Origin of the sequence: Corynebacterium riegelii (assembly GCF_001263755.1) — a bacterium.
Classification (GTDB): domain Bacteria; phylum Actinomycetota; class Actinomycetes; order Mycobacteriales; family Mycobacteriaceae; genus Corynebacterium; species Corynebacterium riegelii.
In genome coordinates, this window is sequence record NZ_CP012342.1 from 1,934,133 (window position 1) to 1,949,938 (window position 15,806).

A 15,806-nucleotide genomic window follows, 5' to 3' on the forward strand; every position below is an offset into this window, starting at 1 on the left:
CTCAAAACAGTCCAGCGTTCTTTACATCAACCTTGCGGCCGTCAGGCGCGGGTGAAATGTGGTTTCCCAACACGAACAAACACCCAGGAAACAGAAAAACCCTGGTTTCCCAGGGTTTTTGTTTGGTGCGCCCGGAGGGATTCGAACCCCCAACCTTCTGATCCGTAGTCAGATGCTCTATCCGTTGAGCTACGGGCGCGTGGCGGAGACGACAGGATTTGAACCTGCGGCCCTCCGCAAAGAGGGCAACTCCTTAGCAGGGAGCCCCATTCGGCCGCTCTGGCACGTCTCCAGACCTCGAACCAGTGTAATGCACCACCAACCCCCGACCAAATAACGCGCAATTTTAACCGCCGGAACCCGCAACACCCCATGTCACGGGCTTATCCAACCCACCCAAAAAATTTGGCGGAGACGGGGGGATTTGAACCCCCGGAGGTGTGACCCTCGCCGGTTTTCAAGACCGGTGCATTCGGCCGCTCTGCCACGTCTCCAACAGTCCGTAACTGTACACGCCGCCCCCGCGATCGCAGTATTCTGGGCTGGCATGAACGCACCCATGAACGCACCAGCAAATACAACCATGCAAGCTATCCAGCTCACGGACGCGGAAAGCCCGCGCTCCCTTGAACTTTGCAACACCCCCACCCCGCAGCTCCAAGAGGGCGAGGTGCTGGTCAAGGTCACGGCCGCCGGCGTGAACCGCGCTGACCTGGTCCAGGCGGCCGGCAAGTACCCGGCGCCGAAGGGTGAATCCGAGATCATCGGCCTTGAGTGCGCGGGTGTCATCGTGGACCCAGGCACCACCGGCCGCAAAGAGGGCGAAGAGGTCGGCTGCCTGCTGGCTGGCGGCGGTTACGCCGAATACGTCGCGGTGCCGGAAGGCCAGCTCACGCCAAAGCCAGAAAATCTCACGTTGGAGGAACTGGCGGGGGTTGTAGAGGTCGCTTGTACGGTGTGGTCGAATTTGGGGATGCTCGTGGGCGTCGATAAGCCGCATGCGGACGGCACACCAAAGAGGGTGCTGATCCACGGCGGTTCGGGAGGCATCGGCTCTTTTGCCATCCAGCTGTGCAAGGCGCTGGGGTGTGAGGTGGCCACCACCGCCGGCAGTGCGGAGAAGGTGGAATACTGCCGTGAGCTGGGCGCGGACCACGTGATCAACTACCGCGAGCAGAACTTTGACGAGGAGCTCAAGGGCTGGGCCGACGCCATCCTCGACGTGGTCGGCGGGCCTTACCTGGAGCCGAACGTGAAGGCGCTGGCGATGGATGGGCAGCTGGTGGTCATTGCGCTGCAGGGCGGGGCGAAGGGCGAGATCAGCCTGGGTCGGATGATGCCGCGCCGCCAATCGCTGCACGCCACCACGCTGCGCGCCCGCCCGCGTCCGATGAAGGCGGAGATTGTGGCCTCCACCGTGGAAACCGTGTGGCCGCTGATTGAAGCTGGCAGCATCAAGCCGAATATCACCGCCACCTTCCCGCTTGCAGACGCCGCAAAGGCCCACGACCTGCTCGATTCCGGCGACAGCACTGGCAAAATCATCCTGAAGGTCTAGCCGCCCTAAGCCAGGCTGGCCACGGTGCGCGTCAGCTGCACCACATCCGCCTGCGTGTTGAACGGGCTGAGGCTCACCGTCACAGCCCCACCCATCTCGTCCACACCCATGTCAGAGAGCAGCTTGCTTGTCGACGCCAACGTGGCCACCATCCCATTCGCCACCAATCGCTGATACACCGTCTCCGCCGGGACGTCCCTCACACCGAACGTCAGCCGTGGGATGCGGTCGAGGTGGGTGTGCTCAGCAGCCTCACCAGACACGCCCACGATGTGGACCTTGGGCAGCGTCCCCAGGAACGTGTAGAGATCCTCGCGCAGGTGCTCCATATAATCCGCAGCTTCCTGCATAGAGGAGGCCAAACGAGCCCGGCGCGTCACCTTCCGCGGATGCCCGCCACGCGGCTCCGCCAGCTGCGCGTAGTGCTCCACAATCGCCGACACACCACCGGCAAGGCCCGGGGCGACCGGCAAATCCAACATGTCGCGGTCCAGGCGGTTGAGCATCGCCTCATCACGGAACACCAACGCAGCCACCTGCGGTCCGCCCATCGCAGCCACGTCAACGGCAACAATGTCAGCACCGAACTCGTCGAAGCTAAGGGGGCGGTATGGGAGGTACGACGAAGCGTCGACAAGCAGCCAAGCCCTCGAACGTCCCCTGACCGCCTCCGCAACCTGTGGCACCGCAACCACCGTGCCAAGCTGCGCATGCGCCGCCGGAATGGACACCAAGCGCGTGGAACCATCCACCAACTTCTCAAACTGCCACGGCGGCAACTCCCCCGTAGCCAGATCGGCCTGGGCCCAGCGCACCTGCGCATCCGCGAGCTGGATGGTGGACGTCAGGCGCGGATCATCCAGGCCCGAAACCACAACCGAAGAATTGTGACGGAACAACGGACGCATCGCCGCCGAAAGCGCCAGGTACAACGCCTGCACACTCGGACCGAGAATCACCCGTTCAGGAGTAGCGCCGGTGAGATCCGCAACCGCCGCCCGCGCATCCGCAACCAACGTCTCCCCCTCCGGACACCCCGGCGTAAACCGCGCATGCGACCCACGCACCGGCTCCGGCGGAGCAACCGTAAACGCCGCACGAAAACTCCTCGCCACTGCCGACGCCACCCGCTCCGGCACCTGCGGCACATCATGCGCATTCAAATACGTCCAACCGCTGGACAACGAAGTGTAGAGGCCACGCACACTAGCAACGTCATACGCCACGGCCTCACACCCCTTTCTAAGAAAACATTGGCCTTTATTATGCCCCGCGGAGCCACCTACTGCATACCGGCAGCGTGCAGCGGCTAGGGTGATGTAGGTGCGAGACATCGAACAACTGCGTGCAGACGTTGCCCGCATGACCAGCGAGCCGGCAAGCGACACCCCGGCGTCACAATCCAAGACCCTGGCCATGTCATGGCGCGACCTCACCCGCGGGTGGGGCCAACACGAACTCTGGCTACAACTGGGCTGGCAGGACATCAAACAGCGCTACAGAAGATCGACGCTTGGCCCGCTGTGGATCACCATCGCCACCGGCGTCATGTCACTGGCGCTCGGCCTGTTGTACTCGATGCTGTTCCAAATCTCCGTCGCCGAATTCCTGCCGCACGTCACCGTCGGCTTCATCGTCTGGGGATTCATCTCCGGCTGCATCAAAGACGGCGCCAACGTCTTCATTGAAAACGAAGGCCTGATCAAACAGCTCCCCTCGGCGTTGTCGGTGCACGTCTACCGCCTGGTGTGGCGCCAACTGCTGTTTTTGGCACACAACATGGTCATCTGGCTCATTCTCGTGGTGGCGTTCCGCATTGACCTCGGCTTCAACGTGCTGTGGGCTGTGCCGGGGTTGGCACTTCTGGTGCTCAACGGTGTGTGGGTGACCATGCTGTTCGGCATCATCGCCACCCGCTTCCGCGACGTCGCCCCGCTCCTTGAGGCAATGGTGCAGCTTTTGTTCTACGTCACCCCAATCGTGTGGACCACCAAAACCCTGCGCGAACAGGGCGGCGAAGTAGCCTCACGCGCCCGCATCGCCGAGCTCAACCCGCTCTACCACTACCTAGAAATCGTTCGCGCCCCCCTGATCGGGCAAGAAGTAGCCGCCTACCACTGGTGGATCGTCCTCGCCTGCACCGCCGTCGGCCTGCTGATCACACTGTTTGCCATGAAGCAGATGCGCTTCCGCGTGCCTTACTGGGTGTGACGCTCGCTGCCGCGTCACAGAAAGGACCCGAGATGGTTTCCATTGACACCTATAACGCCTGCGTCGACTTCCCCATTTTCGACGCCAAATCACGCTCCCTAAAAAAGGCCGTCATGTCGTCCGCCGGCGGCAAGATTGGCAAGAACGCCTCCAACACTGTCGTCGTTGAGGCACTGCGCGATATCAACCTTCACCTGCGGGAAGGCGACCGCGTAGGCCTCGTCGGCCACAACGGCGCAGGCAAATCCACCCTGCTTCGCCTGCTATCCGGCATCTACGAACCCACGCGTGGCTCCGCCATCGTCCGTGGGCGCGTCGCCCCCGTCTTCGACCTCGGCGTAGGCATGGACCCGGAGATCTCCGGCTACGAAAACATCATCATCCGCGGCCTGTTTTTGGGGCAGACCCGCAAACAGATGAAAGCGAAAATAGACGACATCGCCGAATTCTCCGAGCTTGGCGACTACCTCAACATGCCCCTTCGCACCTACTCCACCGGCATGCGCGTGCGCCTCGCCCTCGGCGTGGTCACCTCCATCGAGCCGGAGATTCTGCTTCTCGACGAGGGCATCGGCGCCGTCGACGCCGCCTTCATGGCCAAAGCACGCGTCCGTTTGGCCGAGATGGTCGAGCGCTCCGGCATCCTGGTCTTCGCCTCGCACTCCAACGACTTCCTCGCCCAGCTGTGCAACACCGCCCTGTGGGTGGACAAGGGCGAGATCCGGCAGGCGGGTCTCGTCTCGGACGTGGTGGGTGCCTACGAGGGGCCGGAAACCGGCGAGTACGTCGCGGAGCTGGTGGAGCGTTTCCACGGGGAAGAAGCCTAGACGCTGCCCTCTGCGTCGTTGCCATAGTGTGCGTCGATCATCCACGTTCCACGCTGTCGGAATGCCGGGATGGTGCCCCTCGCCGCCTTATTTGAGGCTGCAGAGCCAGAAACCCCATTCGCTTTTGCCCACTCCGATAGGCGAATCACCTTCGGCGCGGTGATGAGCGTAATACGTTTGTTCAGGGACTCGATGAGTTGCCGCGCGATGAGCGTGCTCAGCGCTGAATAATCACCACTTACTGGATAGCCGCGGAACACTGGGTAGTAGTGGCGCTCTTTTCCTTTGTTCGGAATGATGATGGGCGGCGCCCCTAACTCCAAGAGTTGTTGATTGATAATGACGCGCCCTACGCGTCCATTGCCGTCTGAGAATGGGTGGATGGTTTCAAATTCTGCGTGGAACCGCGCGACGCGATCGATGAAATAGTTCTCATCCTCGTAGTACTCAGTGATGATGGTCTCTACCAGCCGGTCTACGTACTCAGGATTAGCACCCATATGTGCCCCTACTCGTACCCATTCTCCCCGCCGACGGAACCGACCAGCCCAGTCATCGTTGATACCGCGAAGCAACATGCCATGCAGTCGCAGAATGAGGTTTGCATCGAGCTTACCGACGCCTCGAATTAGTTCCTCAGTCACCTCAGCCAGGTTCTTAGCCTCAAAGATTTCCCGCACATCGTGCGCTCTAGCGGTGAACCCCGCCAGGATGTTCTCGGTGTCTTCCAAAGTCAAAGTGGAATTCTCAATGGCGTTCGAGTTATACACCGACTCCGCCACCTCTGCGCGTGCGATCTCCGCGATGGCCTCGGGGTTGTCTTCCCGTAACGCGGCATACCTATCAAGAAGACCGTCGATTTTTGAGGTGGTCCGTGCGTTCAGCATGTCAATATTCTACAAGTATCCGTGAAAAGTCACGGAATATAAACTGTTTTCACGGAAACTTGCCAATCCAGAGCCGCCGACTGACTCTCATTGCTGGATTTTTAAAATTCATAGTCCTATGCGACCATATCCCCAGCGCACAGCATCACAATATGGGGGTATAGAATCCCATTCCACTTCCGCTGCCCCCCGAAGTTTCCTAATCTAATAAGGAACCTGAACAACAGGCCTCATTCTCTCTCAAAGGAGTCGCTCATGAAGCGCTTTGCTGCCGGCGTTGTTGCCGCTGCTACTGCACTGTCCCTGTCCACTGGCGTTGCCTCTGCACAGACCGAAGGTGATTGGGAAGATCTTGGCACACTGATCGGCGCTGCGGTGATCGGAGAGGTAAACGGTTACTCCCAGCCTCACAAGGCTTCCACCGAGACCAGCTCGGATGCCATGAATAATATGGACTCTGACGCAGCTCGCGGCTCCGCTAAAGCCCATGTTGACTTCAACACGTCTTCGTGGCAGAACGACGCAAAAAATGGCTACGCTTTGGGCACCACCGCTGACATCCTCTGGGGCCTTGGCATCGCCGCCGCCATCCTCGGCGCTGCGTACACCGCAGTTCAGAACGGCCTCGTCCCGGGCGTTTCCCTTCCGTTCTAACCTGAGCGTCTAAAGCTTGTTGCTTTAAACTCTTCTAGCTCCAGTCCTTTATGGGCTGGAGCTTTTGCGTTATTGAGCAAGCTTTACCCCCCTTAGGCCCGTTCGGGCTTGCAGGCAAGCGCGTGACGCTCGCGGCAATATTCACATTTTGTTTCCCCTTCTGTGGAGTGCGGTAGATTCACTTTCAATACTTTTACTCATCTCTCAAGGAGCTTTCCATAAAGCGATTCCCCGCTGCAGCTGTGGCAGCCGCCACCGCACTGTCCCTGTCCGTTGCACCTGCCACTGCTGCTGAGAAGGGGTCTTCAGAGGTCTCCGAAGCTGAGGTGTTCGGCTACATCGTGAAGCAAGGATGAGGAGGGCAGCAGCAGCGACTCCAGCAAGGAAGGACAGGAAAAGGAGAAGAGTTCCGTTGAGGATTTTCAGAGGAACCTTGAGACTGCTGCGTCCGTCAAGGACTTCGCTATCCCCTCGTTGAAGAATGACACTGCCAAAGAGTACCCGATGGGGACCACCGCTGAGATCCTCGTTGGTGCCTCCATCGCTGCTGCTGTGCTCGGTCTCATTGCCGCTGTGGTCAACCGCGTGAACTCCGGTTTCCTCAAGATTCCAGGCTTCAACGCCTTAACCTTCGCCACCTCCATCTCACACACCTCAGTTCGGTAGTTGAGTGGCAGAATGGAAGGCATGACTGCCACCCTGTCTCCGGCCGGAGAAACGGCCGCTGTAATCGTCACCCACCAGCGCGTGGATCTGCTCCGCCATTCCCTGGAGCAGGTGGTGCGCCAGACGCACCCGGTGCAGTGGGTGATCGTGGTGGATAACGGCGCAGAGGACCAGGTCAAGGAACTGCTGGAAGAGCTCGCGGGGGAGCGCGCCGTCTACCTACCCAGCCACACGAACTTGGGCGGCGCGGGCGGCTTCGCCTACGGCTTTCTCCACGCGCTCGCGCTCGGCGCGGACGCGATCTGGTGCGCGGATGACGACGGCCGCCCCGCCGACGAGCACGTCCTCGCCGAGCTCTACCGGGTAGCTCAAGCACACGAACTGCACGAGGTGAGCCCGATCGTGGCGAATATCGACGCCCCCGAAAAGCTCGCCTTCCCACTGCGTCAGGGCACGGTGTGGCACCGGCGCGTCGATGAGCTGGAGGGCGACTTCCTCCCCCAGTACGCCTCGCTGTTTAACGGCGCGCTCATCTCCGCCCGCGCAATGGAGCGCATCGGCGTGCCGGACTACCGCCTGTTTATCCGCGGCGACGAGGTGGAGTACCACCGCCGCCTCGCACAGTCGGGCTTGAAGTACGGCACGGCGCTAACCACCAGCTACCTGCACCCGGACGGCTCCGGCGAGTTCCATCCGATTATGGGCGGGCGCGCACACGCACAGTGGCCGGATAACGAATCGAAGCGGTACTTCACGTACCGCAACCGCGGCTACATCATCAACCAGCAAGGCATGAAGCGGATGAAGCTGCAGGAAGTGGTGCGTTTCGGGTGGTTCTTCCTGCTACAGAAGCGCGACCCGAAGGGGTTTATTCAGTGGCTGAAGCTTTTGCGGATGGGGGCACGGGAGGATTTCCGCCGGCCGTAGGCTCGGCCGCGTAGCTAGTCGGATCGGCGACCTCGATCATCTTCGTCTCATGACGGAAGATCACGCGACGCTGCAGCACAAAGTTGGTCACCGTGGCAACGCCCTGGGCGATGACAAAGGCGATGAGGTCCTTAAACGGGTCCCCAATCCCCAACGCCAGAAGCGGCGGCTCGGACCAGCGGTACAGCAGCAGCTGCACGGCGAACGTGCAGGCGTAAAGCAGGACCACGGCACCGGCTTTCTTGGCGTTGACCTCGGCCTTAAACGCAAAGCGGGAGTTGAGCAGGTATGCCACCAGGGTGCCTACGCACCAGCCGAGCGCCTTGGATGCGTCACGCGACAAGGGCGACAGCTTGGTCAGCGAATAGGTCACGCCGAAGTCCAGCACGGCGCAGCCGATGCCGATGATGATGAACGGCACCAGCTGCTTTTTCAGCGCTGATTTCGCGGCCGAAGTAGCGGCCGATTTACTCGGGGATGAACTCACGCCGGGGTAGTCTACCCGCGCGACCAGCCAAAAGCGTTAAACGCCAGACAGTGCCAGCAGTTGCGCATTCACCGCGCGGATGTCAAAGGGGTGCGGGCCAAACTCGCCGGCGCCCGCCACGCACATGGCGGCTGCATCGTCGCTTTCGCCGAGGTGGATCTCAGCCAGTTGCATTTGAAACTCCCACAGGCCCCAGTGGAAGTGGAGGGTGTCGCCGGGGAAGCGCAGCAGCTCCCCAATCGTAAGGGCCCCGTCGGTATCGGAGCCGACCTCGCCGTCGATGTCGAAGACGGTTGCCACGATGCGCCGGCATTCGGCAACGGTTGTGTGTTGGGGGAGGCCGATCCAGCGGTAGACGGTGTCGTCGCTAAGCAAGAAGCTCCGGACCATCAGCATGCGTGACATGCGCCCAGGCTACCTATTTTTTGATCTGCTTCACCGCCAGGTAGGTCGCGGCCAGTGCCCCAGCCACCCAGGGCTTCGGCTTATCGACGCCACGCTTACCCAACCCAGCCACCACCCCATCAACCAGGCGAGATGCAAGAGTAAACGCGCCGAACGCGCCCACGGCAACGGCGCCGATCACGCCCCAGGACAACGCGACAGAATCCTCTTCACCCTGCTCATCGTCCACAACGGCGGTCAGGTCATTACGCGGGTCCTCATCAAACGCGTTGAACACCGCGATCGTGCCAGCGTTTAGCGCAAGCAGCGGCAGGCGCGCCGCCGGGAACGCAACAAGCGCGGCGATGAAACCCGCCTGGATGCACTGGCCAGCGAACGTGTTGTCCAGCGCGTTGTAATCAATCCACTCTTCGGTGATCTGATCGGTGATCTGCTCGGTCTGCATACGGCAAATCGTACCGGCTGGGGCCCACATAGCTAGGGTTGTCCGGTATGGAACAACCGTTGAACCATTTCATGCAACAGCTGATGGCGCAGGAGCTGCCGGTGCAGGACAGCGCCAGCCGCGCGCTGATTTTGAAGATTTTGCGTGAGTATGAGGGCCCGCAGATCACCTCGCAGGAGGAGCTGCCGAAGGAGATCCGAGAGATTTTGGAGCTCTGACCTGCTACGCCTTGGGATAAACGTCACACCTTTTGTTACGGGTGCGTTACGTTCGCGTGAGTAAGGTTGGAAGACATGCAGATTCACACCGACTTGAAGTCCCTCCACGGCTGGGGACGCACCGCTCCAAGTACCGCTCACGTACTTTCCACCCCTGACGTTGATGTGATCAAGGCAGCCGTGGCACGCGTGGCAGATGAGAACGCTTCCCTGCCGGAATCCCAGCGTCGCGGCGTGATTGCCCGCGGCCTCGGCCGTTCCTACGGCGACCCGGCGCAAAACGGCGGCGGCCTGGTGGTTGACATGACCGTGCTCAACCAAATCCACTCCATTGATCCGGAAAGCGGCATTGTGGACGTGGACGCGGGCGTGAGCCTTGACCAGCTGATGAAGGCGGCACTGCCCTACGGCCTGTGGGTGCCGGTGCTGCCCGGTACGCGCCAGGTAACCATCGGCGGCGCTATCGGCCCGGACATCCACGGCAAGAACCACCACTCCGCAGGCTCCTTCGGTGACCATGTGGTGTCCATGGAGCTTCTGGTTGCAGACGGGCGTGTGCTCCACCTTGAGCCGGAAGGCTCCGCGGATGACCCGGACGGCACACTGTTCTGGGCAACCGTGGGCGGCATGGGCCTGACCGGCATCATCCTGCGCGCACGCATCCAGATGACGTTTACGGAAACCGCGTACTTCATCTCTGACACGGACCGCACGGACACACTGGATGAGACCATTGCCATCCACTCCGACGGCTCCGAGGTCAACTACACCTACTCTTCCGCCTGGTTCGACGCGATCTCCGCGCCGCCGAAGACGGGCCGCTCCACCATTTCCCGCGGCTCTTTGGCAACGCTTGCGCAGCTGGAGGAGTACGCGCCGAAGCTGGCGAAAGACCCGTTGCGTTTCAAGGCCCCGCAGTTGATGACGGTGCCGGATATCTTCCCGTCTTGGACCATGAACAAGCTTTCGCTCATGGCTATCGGTGAGGCCTATTACATGATGGGCGCGCCTTCGAAGAACGACATCAAGAACCTGACGCAGTTCTACCAGCCGCTAGACCTGATCGGCGAGTGGAACCGTGGCTACGGTTCGAAGGGTTTCTTGCAGTACCAGTTCGTGGTGCCCACCGATGCGGTTGAGCCGTTCAAGGACATCATTTACCAAATCCAGTCCTCCGGCCACTACACGGCGCTCAACGTGTTCAAGCTGTTCGGCGAGGGTAACCGCGCGCCGCTGTCCTACCCAATGAAGGGTTGGAACGTGTGCGTTGACTTCCCCATCCGCCCGGGCTTGGGTGAGTTCCTGGACCGTCTGGATGAGCAGGTGATGGAGTTCGGCGGCCGCCTCTACCTGGCCAAGGAGTCGCGTACGTCCGCGGAGAACTTCCACGCCATGTACCCGGGTTTGGACGGCTGGTTGAAGACCCGCCGCGACATCGACCCGACCGGCGTTTTCGCCTCTGACCTGTCCCGCCGACTTGAGCTGAACTAGAAAAGGAACCTGAAATGTTGAATGCAGTAGGCCAAGCCCAGCACATCCTGCTTCTCGGCGGCACCAGCGACATCGGCCTTGCCATTGTCAGCGAGCTCGCCTCCCGCGGCGGCTCCCCCACCGTCACCCTTTGTGCCCGCGAGGGCTCCCCGCGTATCGACGCCGCCGTGAACACCCTCACCGCCTCCGGCGCCGGCGAAATCCGCATCGTTGACTTCGACGCCCTGGATTTCGACTCCCACCCTGCAGTGATTGACGCCGCGTTTGCCGAGGGCGAGGTAGACATTGCCGTCGTTGCCTTTGGCACGCTGGGCGACCAGGAGGAGCTGTGGCAGGACCAGGCGAAAGCCGTGGCGTCCGCGCAGACCAACTACACCGCGTATGTTTCCGTGGGCGTGCTGTTGGGCCAGGCGATGAAGCGCCAGGGCCACGGCAACATCATCGCGCTGAGCTCCGTTGCGGGCCAGAAGGTGCGCCGCTCCAACTTTGTGTACGGCTCCGCCAAGGCGGGTATGGACGGCTTCTACCTGCAGCTGGGTGAGGCGCTTCGCTCCAGCGGCGTCAAGGTCACCGTTGTCCGCCCGGGCCAGGTGCGCACGAAGATGACCGAAGGCCTCGACGAGGCACCGCTGACCGTAAACAAGGAAGACGTTGCCGAGGCAGCCGTCGACGCCGCTTTGGCTGGCAAGCCCGCCGTGTTCGTGCACAAGCTGTTCGGCCCGATCTCCCTTGTGCTGCAGCACATTCCGGCGGCGATCATGCGTCGCCTGAGCTTCTAGCTTTGGCTGGCTGACAAAGTTGACAACCGACCCCAACCCCAGTTCCTAAAACAGCAGGTCACAGGGTAGGGGCGAAATCGCGTTGTCACATTTGTCAGCCGGATGGCGGGGATCCTGACAAATGTGACATGGCGCCCTCTCTGTCAGGCTGGTTGTGAACAACGAACCAGAGGAGGTTTTGTTCATGACCTTGCACAATATTCCGTGTCTTACTCCTGACCCGCCGCAGTGGCCAAGGCCTACGGATCAGACGGTGGTGTCGGATCCGGCACGGCGGCGGCCGCGTGGTCGACTTGCCCGCGCCCAGGATGTTCTCGCGTTGCCGTTAACGGTACTGGAACCTGGGGCGGTGCTTGATGATGAAGACGTGGTGATGCCGTATGCCGGGGCTGTAGTGTTCGTCCCGGATGAGCCATTTCGAAATAGATTGAACTTCAATAAGGCCCAGCAGCGCCAGATGTTTGTTATCTATTGCCAACTGCCACATGGGACAAAAGGGCTATGGCGCAATCGCCATGGCATCTGTCAGTCCAAAATCCATAGATGGGGAAAGCGTCTTGGGTTTGCTTCGGTTACCCAGCAAAAACGCAATGCTGTACAAACCGGGGGCAATGCCCCAGTGCCTACAGTGCTTGATGGTTTCGACATTGTCTCGTTGGTCCACCAGTACGTTGAACGTCCCTATGGTGAAAAGCAGGCATTTTTGGAAAAACACGGCATCGAACGCGTGACCATGATGCGCTGGATACGCAGGATCGAAGATGGGACGCTGGCACGTTATCTGCACCAGGAAGGCTTTGGTAATGACCGAAAACGATGAACTTGCAGCACTGCGTAAAAAAGTCGCAGCACATGAACGTGAAATCACCCGTATACGCAAACAAGCAGATCGGGAAATCGCACACGTGCGTCAACAAGCACAACGCCAAGTTGCCCGCGTGCAAAAGGAAGCTGATAAGTGGAAAGCCACCAGTGATGTCTTGGGAAAAGCTATAGCGTCTCTGCCACAGAATCCTGGCGGGGACTGCGACGCGGCGGACGAATACTCACCGACGAGGAAACATCGCGCTACCAGCAAGGAATAGAACACGAAGAAGCCCTTCTTAGCGCGTTGTGCAGCATTGGACACAGTAAGTACAGTGCCTGCACACTGCTGCGGATCAGCCGCAGCAGACGCTACTACCAACAACACCCACGTCCGAAAACACCTGCCCCGATCGCGCATACAGACCGCAACATCACGCGCTTATCGGACGAGCAAATTGCACAGATTCTTGCCCTGCTTGATGCCAACCCACAGTCCAGTGTGGATGATGTCTTCTACAACGCCTACAACCACGGGAAATATATCGCCAGCTTAAGCAGCTTTTATCGTGTTGCCCGCAGACACGGCAAGCTACTGCGCCAACGCTATAAAACACGGGCCAAACGCCGCCGGGGTCCAACACATCGCCAACCACCGTGCGTACAAGCCACCGGACCCGCCCAAGTACTGTGCTGGGACATCACCTACCTGCCAGGGCCATACGTCAACGAAACCTATGCCTGCCACACTGCAATGGACCTGTACTCACGAGCCATTGTCGGCAAAGTCATCACCCACCACGAAGATTCCCGCGCAGCCAGCCACATGTTTGCCGCCATCTTCGAAAAATACCCAACGGTGCACACCGTCCACTCCGATAATGGCAGTGCTATGACCAGCAAGAAACTCGCGAAACTTTTTGCCGACCACTGTGTAGCCACCTCGTTTAGCCGGCCAGGGATCAGCAACGACAACCCGCAGATGGAATCACTATTCCACACTATGAAGGGCGTGCCGTACTACCCACACCACTTCGACGACATCCACCACGCCACAGACTGGGTCGAGCAATTTAGCCACTACTACAACCACAGGCCCCACAGCGGCATCAACGGCTACACACCACAAAGCGTCCTCGACGGCACCTGGCACACCTTCAAAAACAACCGCTCAACAGCCATCGACAACGCACTCGCCGAAGGATGGATCACCACCCGACCAACCCCACCCACAGACCTACCCAAACACGTCACCATCATCCGCACCAGCACAACACCCACACCCCAACCCCACACCATCAAATACCAACCGAAAATTGTTCACAACCACTTGACATAAAGCGGCGGTTTGTGTTTGCGCAGGTCGCTAACCGCCCAGCGGCGCCGCATTGTCACATTTGTCAGCGCCACCTAAACCGGCCAGCTCCAAACCGCCGAAAACGCCCTAAAGTCTTAACCTTCTCTTGAGGTTTGCGCCGTTGCTACTAGGGCGTGTGGGGGCCATGTGACAAACTATTACGCATGACCACCACTTCCACCCGCGAATTGCGGGTTACTTCCTATGCGCCGGATGAGATCTCTGACGCACAGGCTACGTCTCGGGCGGTCAGCTTCTTTTTCCTCGGTGGCGCGCTGGCGCTTGCCGGCTGGTTTGTCTTAAAGACGCTGTCCTTGCCCGCGTTTAATACCTCGATGATGCCGCGTGCGCTGTCGGCTGCGGCGTCGTTTACCTTGATTGCCATTGGCACATGGTGCTGCTGGCTGTGGGTGCGTGGGCGGAAGAACATCCTGATTGAGACCGTGGTGTCTCTGGTGCCTGCGGGCATTGTGCTGACCGCGTTGGGCATCCCGCTGACGGCTACCAACTTGTGGCTGGACGGTATCCAGGTTGACCAGGGTTTCCGTACGCAGTTCCTGTCTCGTATGGCGCTGGGTCCGTCGCTTGCGGATATGAACTACGTGGATCTGCCCACGTTTTACCCGGCTGGTTGGTTCTGGTTGGGTGGGCGCTTAGCTAATGCGTTGAATATGCCTGGTTGGTTGGTGTATCAGCCGTGGGCGTTGGTGTCGCTAGCCGCGGTTGCGGCGATGTTGACGCCGATTTGGCATCGGCTGACTGCGTCTCTGCCGGTGGCGGGTGCCCTGGCGTTGGCGAATGTTGCGGTGGTGCTGACGGAGGTGCCAGATGAACCGTATGCGGCGATTGTGGCGATGTTGTTCCCGGCTGCTGTGGTGGGCGCGCACCGCGCACTGAGTGGTTCGTGGTGGGCCACGAGTGCGCTTGCGCTCTACCTTGGCGTTTCGGCCACTATGTACACGCTGTTTACTGCCTTGATGGCGTTGACGGTGGTGGTGTTGGCCGTGATCATGTTCTTCAACCGCGGCAATTCGCTGACGCCGGTGCGCCACCTGTTGGTGATCGGGTTCAGCTCTATGGCGATTGCCCTGATCACGTGGGGCCCGTACCTGCTGCGCCTGGTCACTGGTGATGAGGAGGCGATGTCTACGGCTAACCACTTCCTGCCGGAAGAGGGCACGTACTTCCCCATGCCGTTCTTCTCTTTGTCCGCCATTGGTTTCCTCAGCCTGATTGGCCTGTTCTTCTTGGTTGTGCGCCTGAGCGAGCCTGAGGTGGCAGCGCTGGGCTTGGCCATTTTGGTGTGCTACTTCTGGGCGATGGCCTCTATGGCGGTCACCTTGTTTGGTACGTCGCTATTGGGCTTCCGCGTTGAGGTGCTGCTGATTTTGTTGTTCACCACCGCGGGTGTGTTGGGCTTTGCGGAGATCCGTCTGGTGGGTGTGGATTTCTGGTTCTCGTACCGTTTCTCCGATGCGACGAACCGGGCGATCACCACGGCTATGTTTTTGCTTGTTGCTGCGGGCAGCGTGTTTTATGTGCAGCAAATTCCGGTGGAAAACCGTGATCACATTGACCAGGCCTATGCGGATACTGATGGTTTTGGTGAGCGCGCTGACCGCTTCCCGGCGGATGCTGGCCGCTACTACGGCGAGATTGTGGAGTTCATGTCGGAGCACGGTCGCCGCCCAGGCGAGGCTGTGATTTATACCGATGAGATCAACTTCATGGCGTTCAACCCCTACTACGGGTTCAACGCGTTTACCAGCCACTATGCCAACCCGTTGGGTGAGTTCAACCGGCGTAATGAGGAGTTGGTGCAGTGGGCGGAGCTGTCCAATACTGCGCCGGCGGAGCTGACGGCTGCCATTGATAATTCGCAGTGGCGTGGTCCGGAGGGGTTCATTTTCCGCGGCAACGTGGATAAGAAGACGCCGCTTAAGACGCATGTGGCGTATGACATTTATCCGAGCCATCCGAATGTGCGTTATGAGGGCTTGTTCTTCAACGCGGAAGCGTTTGATTCTGCCGATTGGGCTATGAAGCAGATCGGCCCGTTTGTTGTTGTGGTTCGCAAGGAGCAGTAAACC

The 15,806-nt window shown here is 60.0% G+C and carries 18 protein-coding genes and 3 tRNA genes; 13 read left to right on the forward strand and 8 right to left on the reverse strand.

The features are described 5' to 3' along the window. Positions 1-123: 123 nt before the first annotated feature. The 3 genes from AK829_RS09355 to AK829_RS09365 all read right to left on the reverse strand — a co-directional run bounded on the left by AK829_RS09355 (position 124) and on the right by AK829_RS09365 (position 494). A tRNA-Arg gene (locus AK829_RS09355) sits at positions 124-199 on the reverse strand. A 1-nt stretch (position 200) separates the two neighbouring features. Next, positions 201-292 (reverse strand) — tRNA-Ser (locus AK829_RS09360). Between the two features lie 114 nt (positions 293-406). Continuing rightward, positions 407-494, reverse strand: a tRNA-Ser gene (locus AK829_RS09365). Between the two features lie 89 nt (positions 495-583). Here AK829_RS09365 and AK829_RS09370 point away from each other — a divergent pair. Further along, on the forward strand, positions 584-1,558 hold the full coding sequence (locus AK829_RS09370) for an NAD(P)H-quinone oxidoreductase (RefSeq protein ID WP_052205605.1): 975 nt from the start codon (positions 584-586) through the stop codon (positions 1,556-1,558). Positions 1,559-1,563: 5 nt separating this feature from the next. Here AK829_RS09370 and AK829_RS09375 read toward each other — a convergent pair whose 3' ends face one another. After that, positions 1,564-2,784 (reverse strand): aminotransferase class V-fold PLP-dependent enzyme, encoded by a 1,221-nt coding sequence (locus tag AK829_RS09375; RefSeq protein WP_052205606.1) that lies wholly within the window; start codon positions 2,782-2,784, stop codon positions 1,564-1,566. A gap of 136 nt (positions 2,785-2,920) precedes the next feature. Here AK829_RS09375 and wzm point away from each other — a divergent pair, with 136 nt between their 5' ends. Together wzm and wzt are read left to right on the forward strand one after the other, a co-directional pair. Further along, positions 2,921-3,769, forward strand: a complete 849-nt coding sequence (wzm, locus tag AK829_RS09380; RefSeq protein ID WP_052206489.1) for a galactan export ABC transporter permease subunit Wzm/RfbD — start codon at positions 2,921-2,923, stop codon at positions 3,767-3,769. A gap of 32 nt (positions 3,770-3,801) precedes the next feature. After that, positions 3,802-4,596: a galactan export ABC transporter ATP-binding subunit Wzt/RfbE gene (gene wzt, locus AK829_RS09385; protein ID WP_052205607.1), complete on the forward strand. Its 795-nt coding sequence runs from the start codon at positions 3,802-3,804 to the stop codon at positions 4,594-4,596. On the opposite strand, the gene AK829_RS09390 is transcribed toward wzt, so the two are convergent. Next, positions 4,593-5,483 carry a Fic family protein gene (locus AK829_RS09390; RefSeq protein WP_052205608.1) on the reverse strand — a complete coding sequence of 297 codons (891 nt, stop codon included), beginning with the start codon at positions 5,481-5,483 and terminating at the stop codon, positions 4,593-4,595. The genes wzt and AK829_RS09390 overlap by 4 nt on opposite strands. Positions 5,484-5,738: 255 nt before the next feature. Between AK829_RS09390 and AK829_RS09395 the strand changes: the two genes are divergently transcribed. The 3 genes from AK829_RS09395 (at position 5,739) to glfT1 (ending at position 7,730) form a co-directional block, all read left to right on the forward strand. Further along, the gene (locus AK829_RS09395; protein ID WP_052205609.1) at positions 5,739-6,137 is read left to right on the forward strand and encodes a hypothetical protein; all 399 of its coding nucleotides are present in this window, start codon (positions 5,739-5,741) and stop codon (positions 6,135-6,137) included. A 504-nt stretch (positions 6,138-6,641) separates the two neighbouring features. After that, positions 6,642-6,803 carry a hypothetical protein gene (locus tag AK829_RS12285; protein WP_198147813.1) on the forward strand — a complete coding sequence of 54 codons (162 nt, stop codon included), beginning with the start codon at positions 6,642-6,644 and terminating at the stop codon, positions 6,801-6,803. A 12-nt stretch (positions 6,804-6,815) separates the two neighbouring features. Beyond that, positions 6,816-7,730, forward strand: a complete 915-nt coding sequence (glfT1, locus tag AK829_RS09405; protein WP_375713811.1) for a galactofuranosyltransferase GlfT1 — start codon at positions 6,816-6,818, stop codon at positions 7,728-7,730. Here glfT1 and AK829_RS09410 read toward each other — a convergent pair. Genes AK829_RS09410 through AK829_RS09420 form a run of 3 tightly spaced genes read right to left on the reverse strand, consistent with a single transcriptional unit; the run spans position 7,672 to position 9,067 of the window. Further along, positions 7,672-8,217 carry a GtrA family protein gene (locus tag AK829_RS09410; RefSeq protein WP_232305716.1) on the reverse strand — a complete coding sequence of 182 codons (546 nt, stop codon included), beginning with the start codon at positions 8,215-8,217 and terminating at the stop codon, positions 7,672-7,674. The two genes, glfT1 and AK829_RS09410, sit on opposite strands and share 59 nt — an antisense overlap. A gap of 36 nt (positions 8,218-8,253) precedes the next feature. Further along, positions 8,254-8,622 carry a hypothetical protein gene (locus tag AK829_RS09415; RefSeq protein ID WP_157045342.1) on the reverse strand — a complete coding sequence of 123 codons (369 nt, stop codon included), beginning with the start codon at positions 8,620-8,622 and terminating at the stop codon, positions 8,254-8,256. A 13-nt stretch (positions 8,623-8,635) separates the two neighbouring features. After that, positions 8,636-9,067, reverse strand: a complete 432-nt coding sequence (locus AK829_RS09420; protein ID WP_052205612.1) for a hypothetical protein — start codon at positions 9,065-9,067, stop codon at positions 8,636-8,638. 47 nt (positions 9,068-9,114) lie between these two features. Here AK829_RS09420 and AK829_RS12690 point away from each other — a divergent pair, with 47 nt between their 5' ends. From AK829_RS12690 to AK829_RS09445, 7 genes are all read left to right on the forward strand, one after another. After that, positions 9,115-9,285: a hypothetical protein gene (locus tag AK829_RS12690; RefSeq protein ID WP_168156365.1), complete on the forward strand. Its 171-nt coding sequence runs from the start codon at positions 9,115-9,117 to the stop codon at positions 9,283-9,285. A gap of 75 nt (positions 9,286-9,360) precedes the next feature. Beyond that, entirely contained in the window at positions 9,361-10,776 is a 1,416-nt protein-coding gene (locus AK829_RS09425; protein WP_052205613.1) for an FAD-binding oxidoreductase, read from the forward strand. Between the two features lie 14 nt (positions 10,777-10,790). Beyond that, positions 10,791-11,555, forward strand: coding sequence for a decaprenylphospho-beta-D-erythro-pentofuranosid-2-ulose 2-reductase (locus tag AK829_RS09430; RefSeq protein WP_052205614.1), 765 nt, complete (start codon positions 10,791-10,793; stop codon positions 11,553-11,555). A gap of 184 nt (positions 11,556-11,739) precedes the next feature. Next, positions 11,740-12,375 (forward strand): hypothetical protein, encoded by a 636-nt coding sequence (locus tag AK829_RS12695; RefSeq protein WP_180950506.1) that lies wholly within the window; start codon positions 11,740-11,742, stop codon positions 12,373-12,375. Next, positions 12,359-12,640, forward strand: coding sequence for a hypothetical protein (locus tag AK829_RS12540; RefSeq protein WP_145989906.1), 282 nt, complete (start codon positions 12,359-12,361; stop codon positions 12,638-12,640). The genes AK829_RS12695 and AK829_RS12540 overlap by 17 nt, the downstream gene beginning before the upstream one ends. A gap of 26 nt (positions 12,641-12,666) precedes the next feature. Further along, positions 12,667-13,698 carry a DDE-type integrase/transposase/recombinase gene (locus tag AK829_RS12295; RefSeq protein ID WP_180950507.1) on the forward strand — a complete coding sequence of 344 codons (1,032 nt, stop codon included), beginning with the start codon at positions 12,667-12,669 and terminating at the stop codon, positions 13,696-13,698. A 182-nt stretch (positions 13,699-13,880) separates the two neighbouring features. Continuing rightward, positions 13,881-15,803 (forward strand): galactan 5-O-arabinofuranosyltransferase, encoded by a 1,923-nt coding sequence (locus AK829_RS09445; RefSeq protein ID WP_083439822.1) that lies wholly within the window; start codon positions 13,881-13,883, stop codon positions 15,801-15,803. The last annotated feature ends 3 nt before the right edge of the window (positions 15,804-15,806 follow it).

What these genes read in the sequence shown, in the direction of transcription:
- AK829_RS09370 (WP_052205605.1), top strand. Translation starts at nt 584, where the DNA reads ATGCAAGCTATCCAGCTCACGGACGCGGAAAGCCCGCGCTCCCTTGAA.
- wzm (WP_052206489.1), top strand. Translation starts at nt 2,921, where the DNA reads ATGACCAGCGAGCCGGCAAGCGACACCCCGGCGTCACAATCCAAGACC.
- wzt (WP_052205607.1), top strand. Translation starts at nt 3,802, where the DNA reads ATGGTTTCCATTGACACCTATAACGCCTGCGTCGACTTCCCCATTTTC.
- AK829_RS09390 (WP_052205608.1), bottom strand. Translation starts at nt 5,483, where the DNA reads ATGCTGAACGCACGGACCACCTCAAAAATCGACGGTCTTCTTGATAGG.
- AK829_RS09395 (WP_052205609.1), top strand. Translation starts at nt 5,739, where the DNA reads ATGAAGCGCTTTGCTGCCGGCGTTGTTGCCGCTGCTACTGCACTGTCC.
- AK829_RS12285 (WP_198147813.1), top strand. Translation starts at nt 6,642, where the DNA reads ATGGGGACCACCGCTGAGATCCTCGTTGGTGCCTCCATCGCTGCTGCT.
- glfT1 (WP_375713811.1), top strand. Translation starts at nt 6,816, where the DNA reads ATGGAAGGCATGACTGCCACCCTGTCTCCGGCCGGAGAAACGGCCGCT.
- AK829_RS09415 (WP_157045342.1), bottom strand. Translation starts at nt 8,622, where the DNA reads ATGTCACGCATGCTGATGGTCCGGAGCTTCTTGCTTAGCGACGACACC.
- AK829_RS09420 (WP_052205612.1), bottom strand. Translation starts at nt 9,067, where the DNA reads ATGCAGACCGAGCAGATCACCGATCAGATCACCGAAGAGTGGATTGAT.
- AK829_RS12690 (WP_168156365.1), top strand. Translation starts at nt 9,115, where the DNA reads ATGGAACAACCGTTGAACCATTTCATGCAACAGCTGATGGCGCAGGAG.
- AK829_RS09425 (WP_052205613.1), top strand. Translation starts at nt 9,361, where the DNA reads ATGCAGATTCACACCGACTTGAAGTCCCTCCACGGCTGGGGACGCACC.
- AK829_RS09430 (WP_052205614.1), top strand. Translation starts at nt 10,791, where the DNA reads ATGTTGAATGCAGTAGGCCAAGCCCAGCACATCCTGCTTCTCGGCGGC.
- AK829_RS12695 (WP_180950506.1), top strand. Translation starts at nt 11,740, where the DNA reads ATGACCTTGCACAATATTCCGTGTCTTACTCCTGACCCGCCGCAGTGG.
- AK829_RS12540 (WP_145989906.1), top strand. Translation starts at nt 12,359, where the DNA reads ATGACCGAAAACGATGAACTTGCAGCACTGCGTAAAAAAGTCGCAGCA.
- AK829_RS09445 (WP_083439822.1), top strand. Translation starts at nt 13,881, where the DNA reads ATGACCACCACTTCCACCCGCGAATTGCGGGTTACTTCCTATGCGCCG.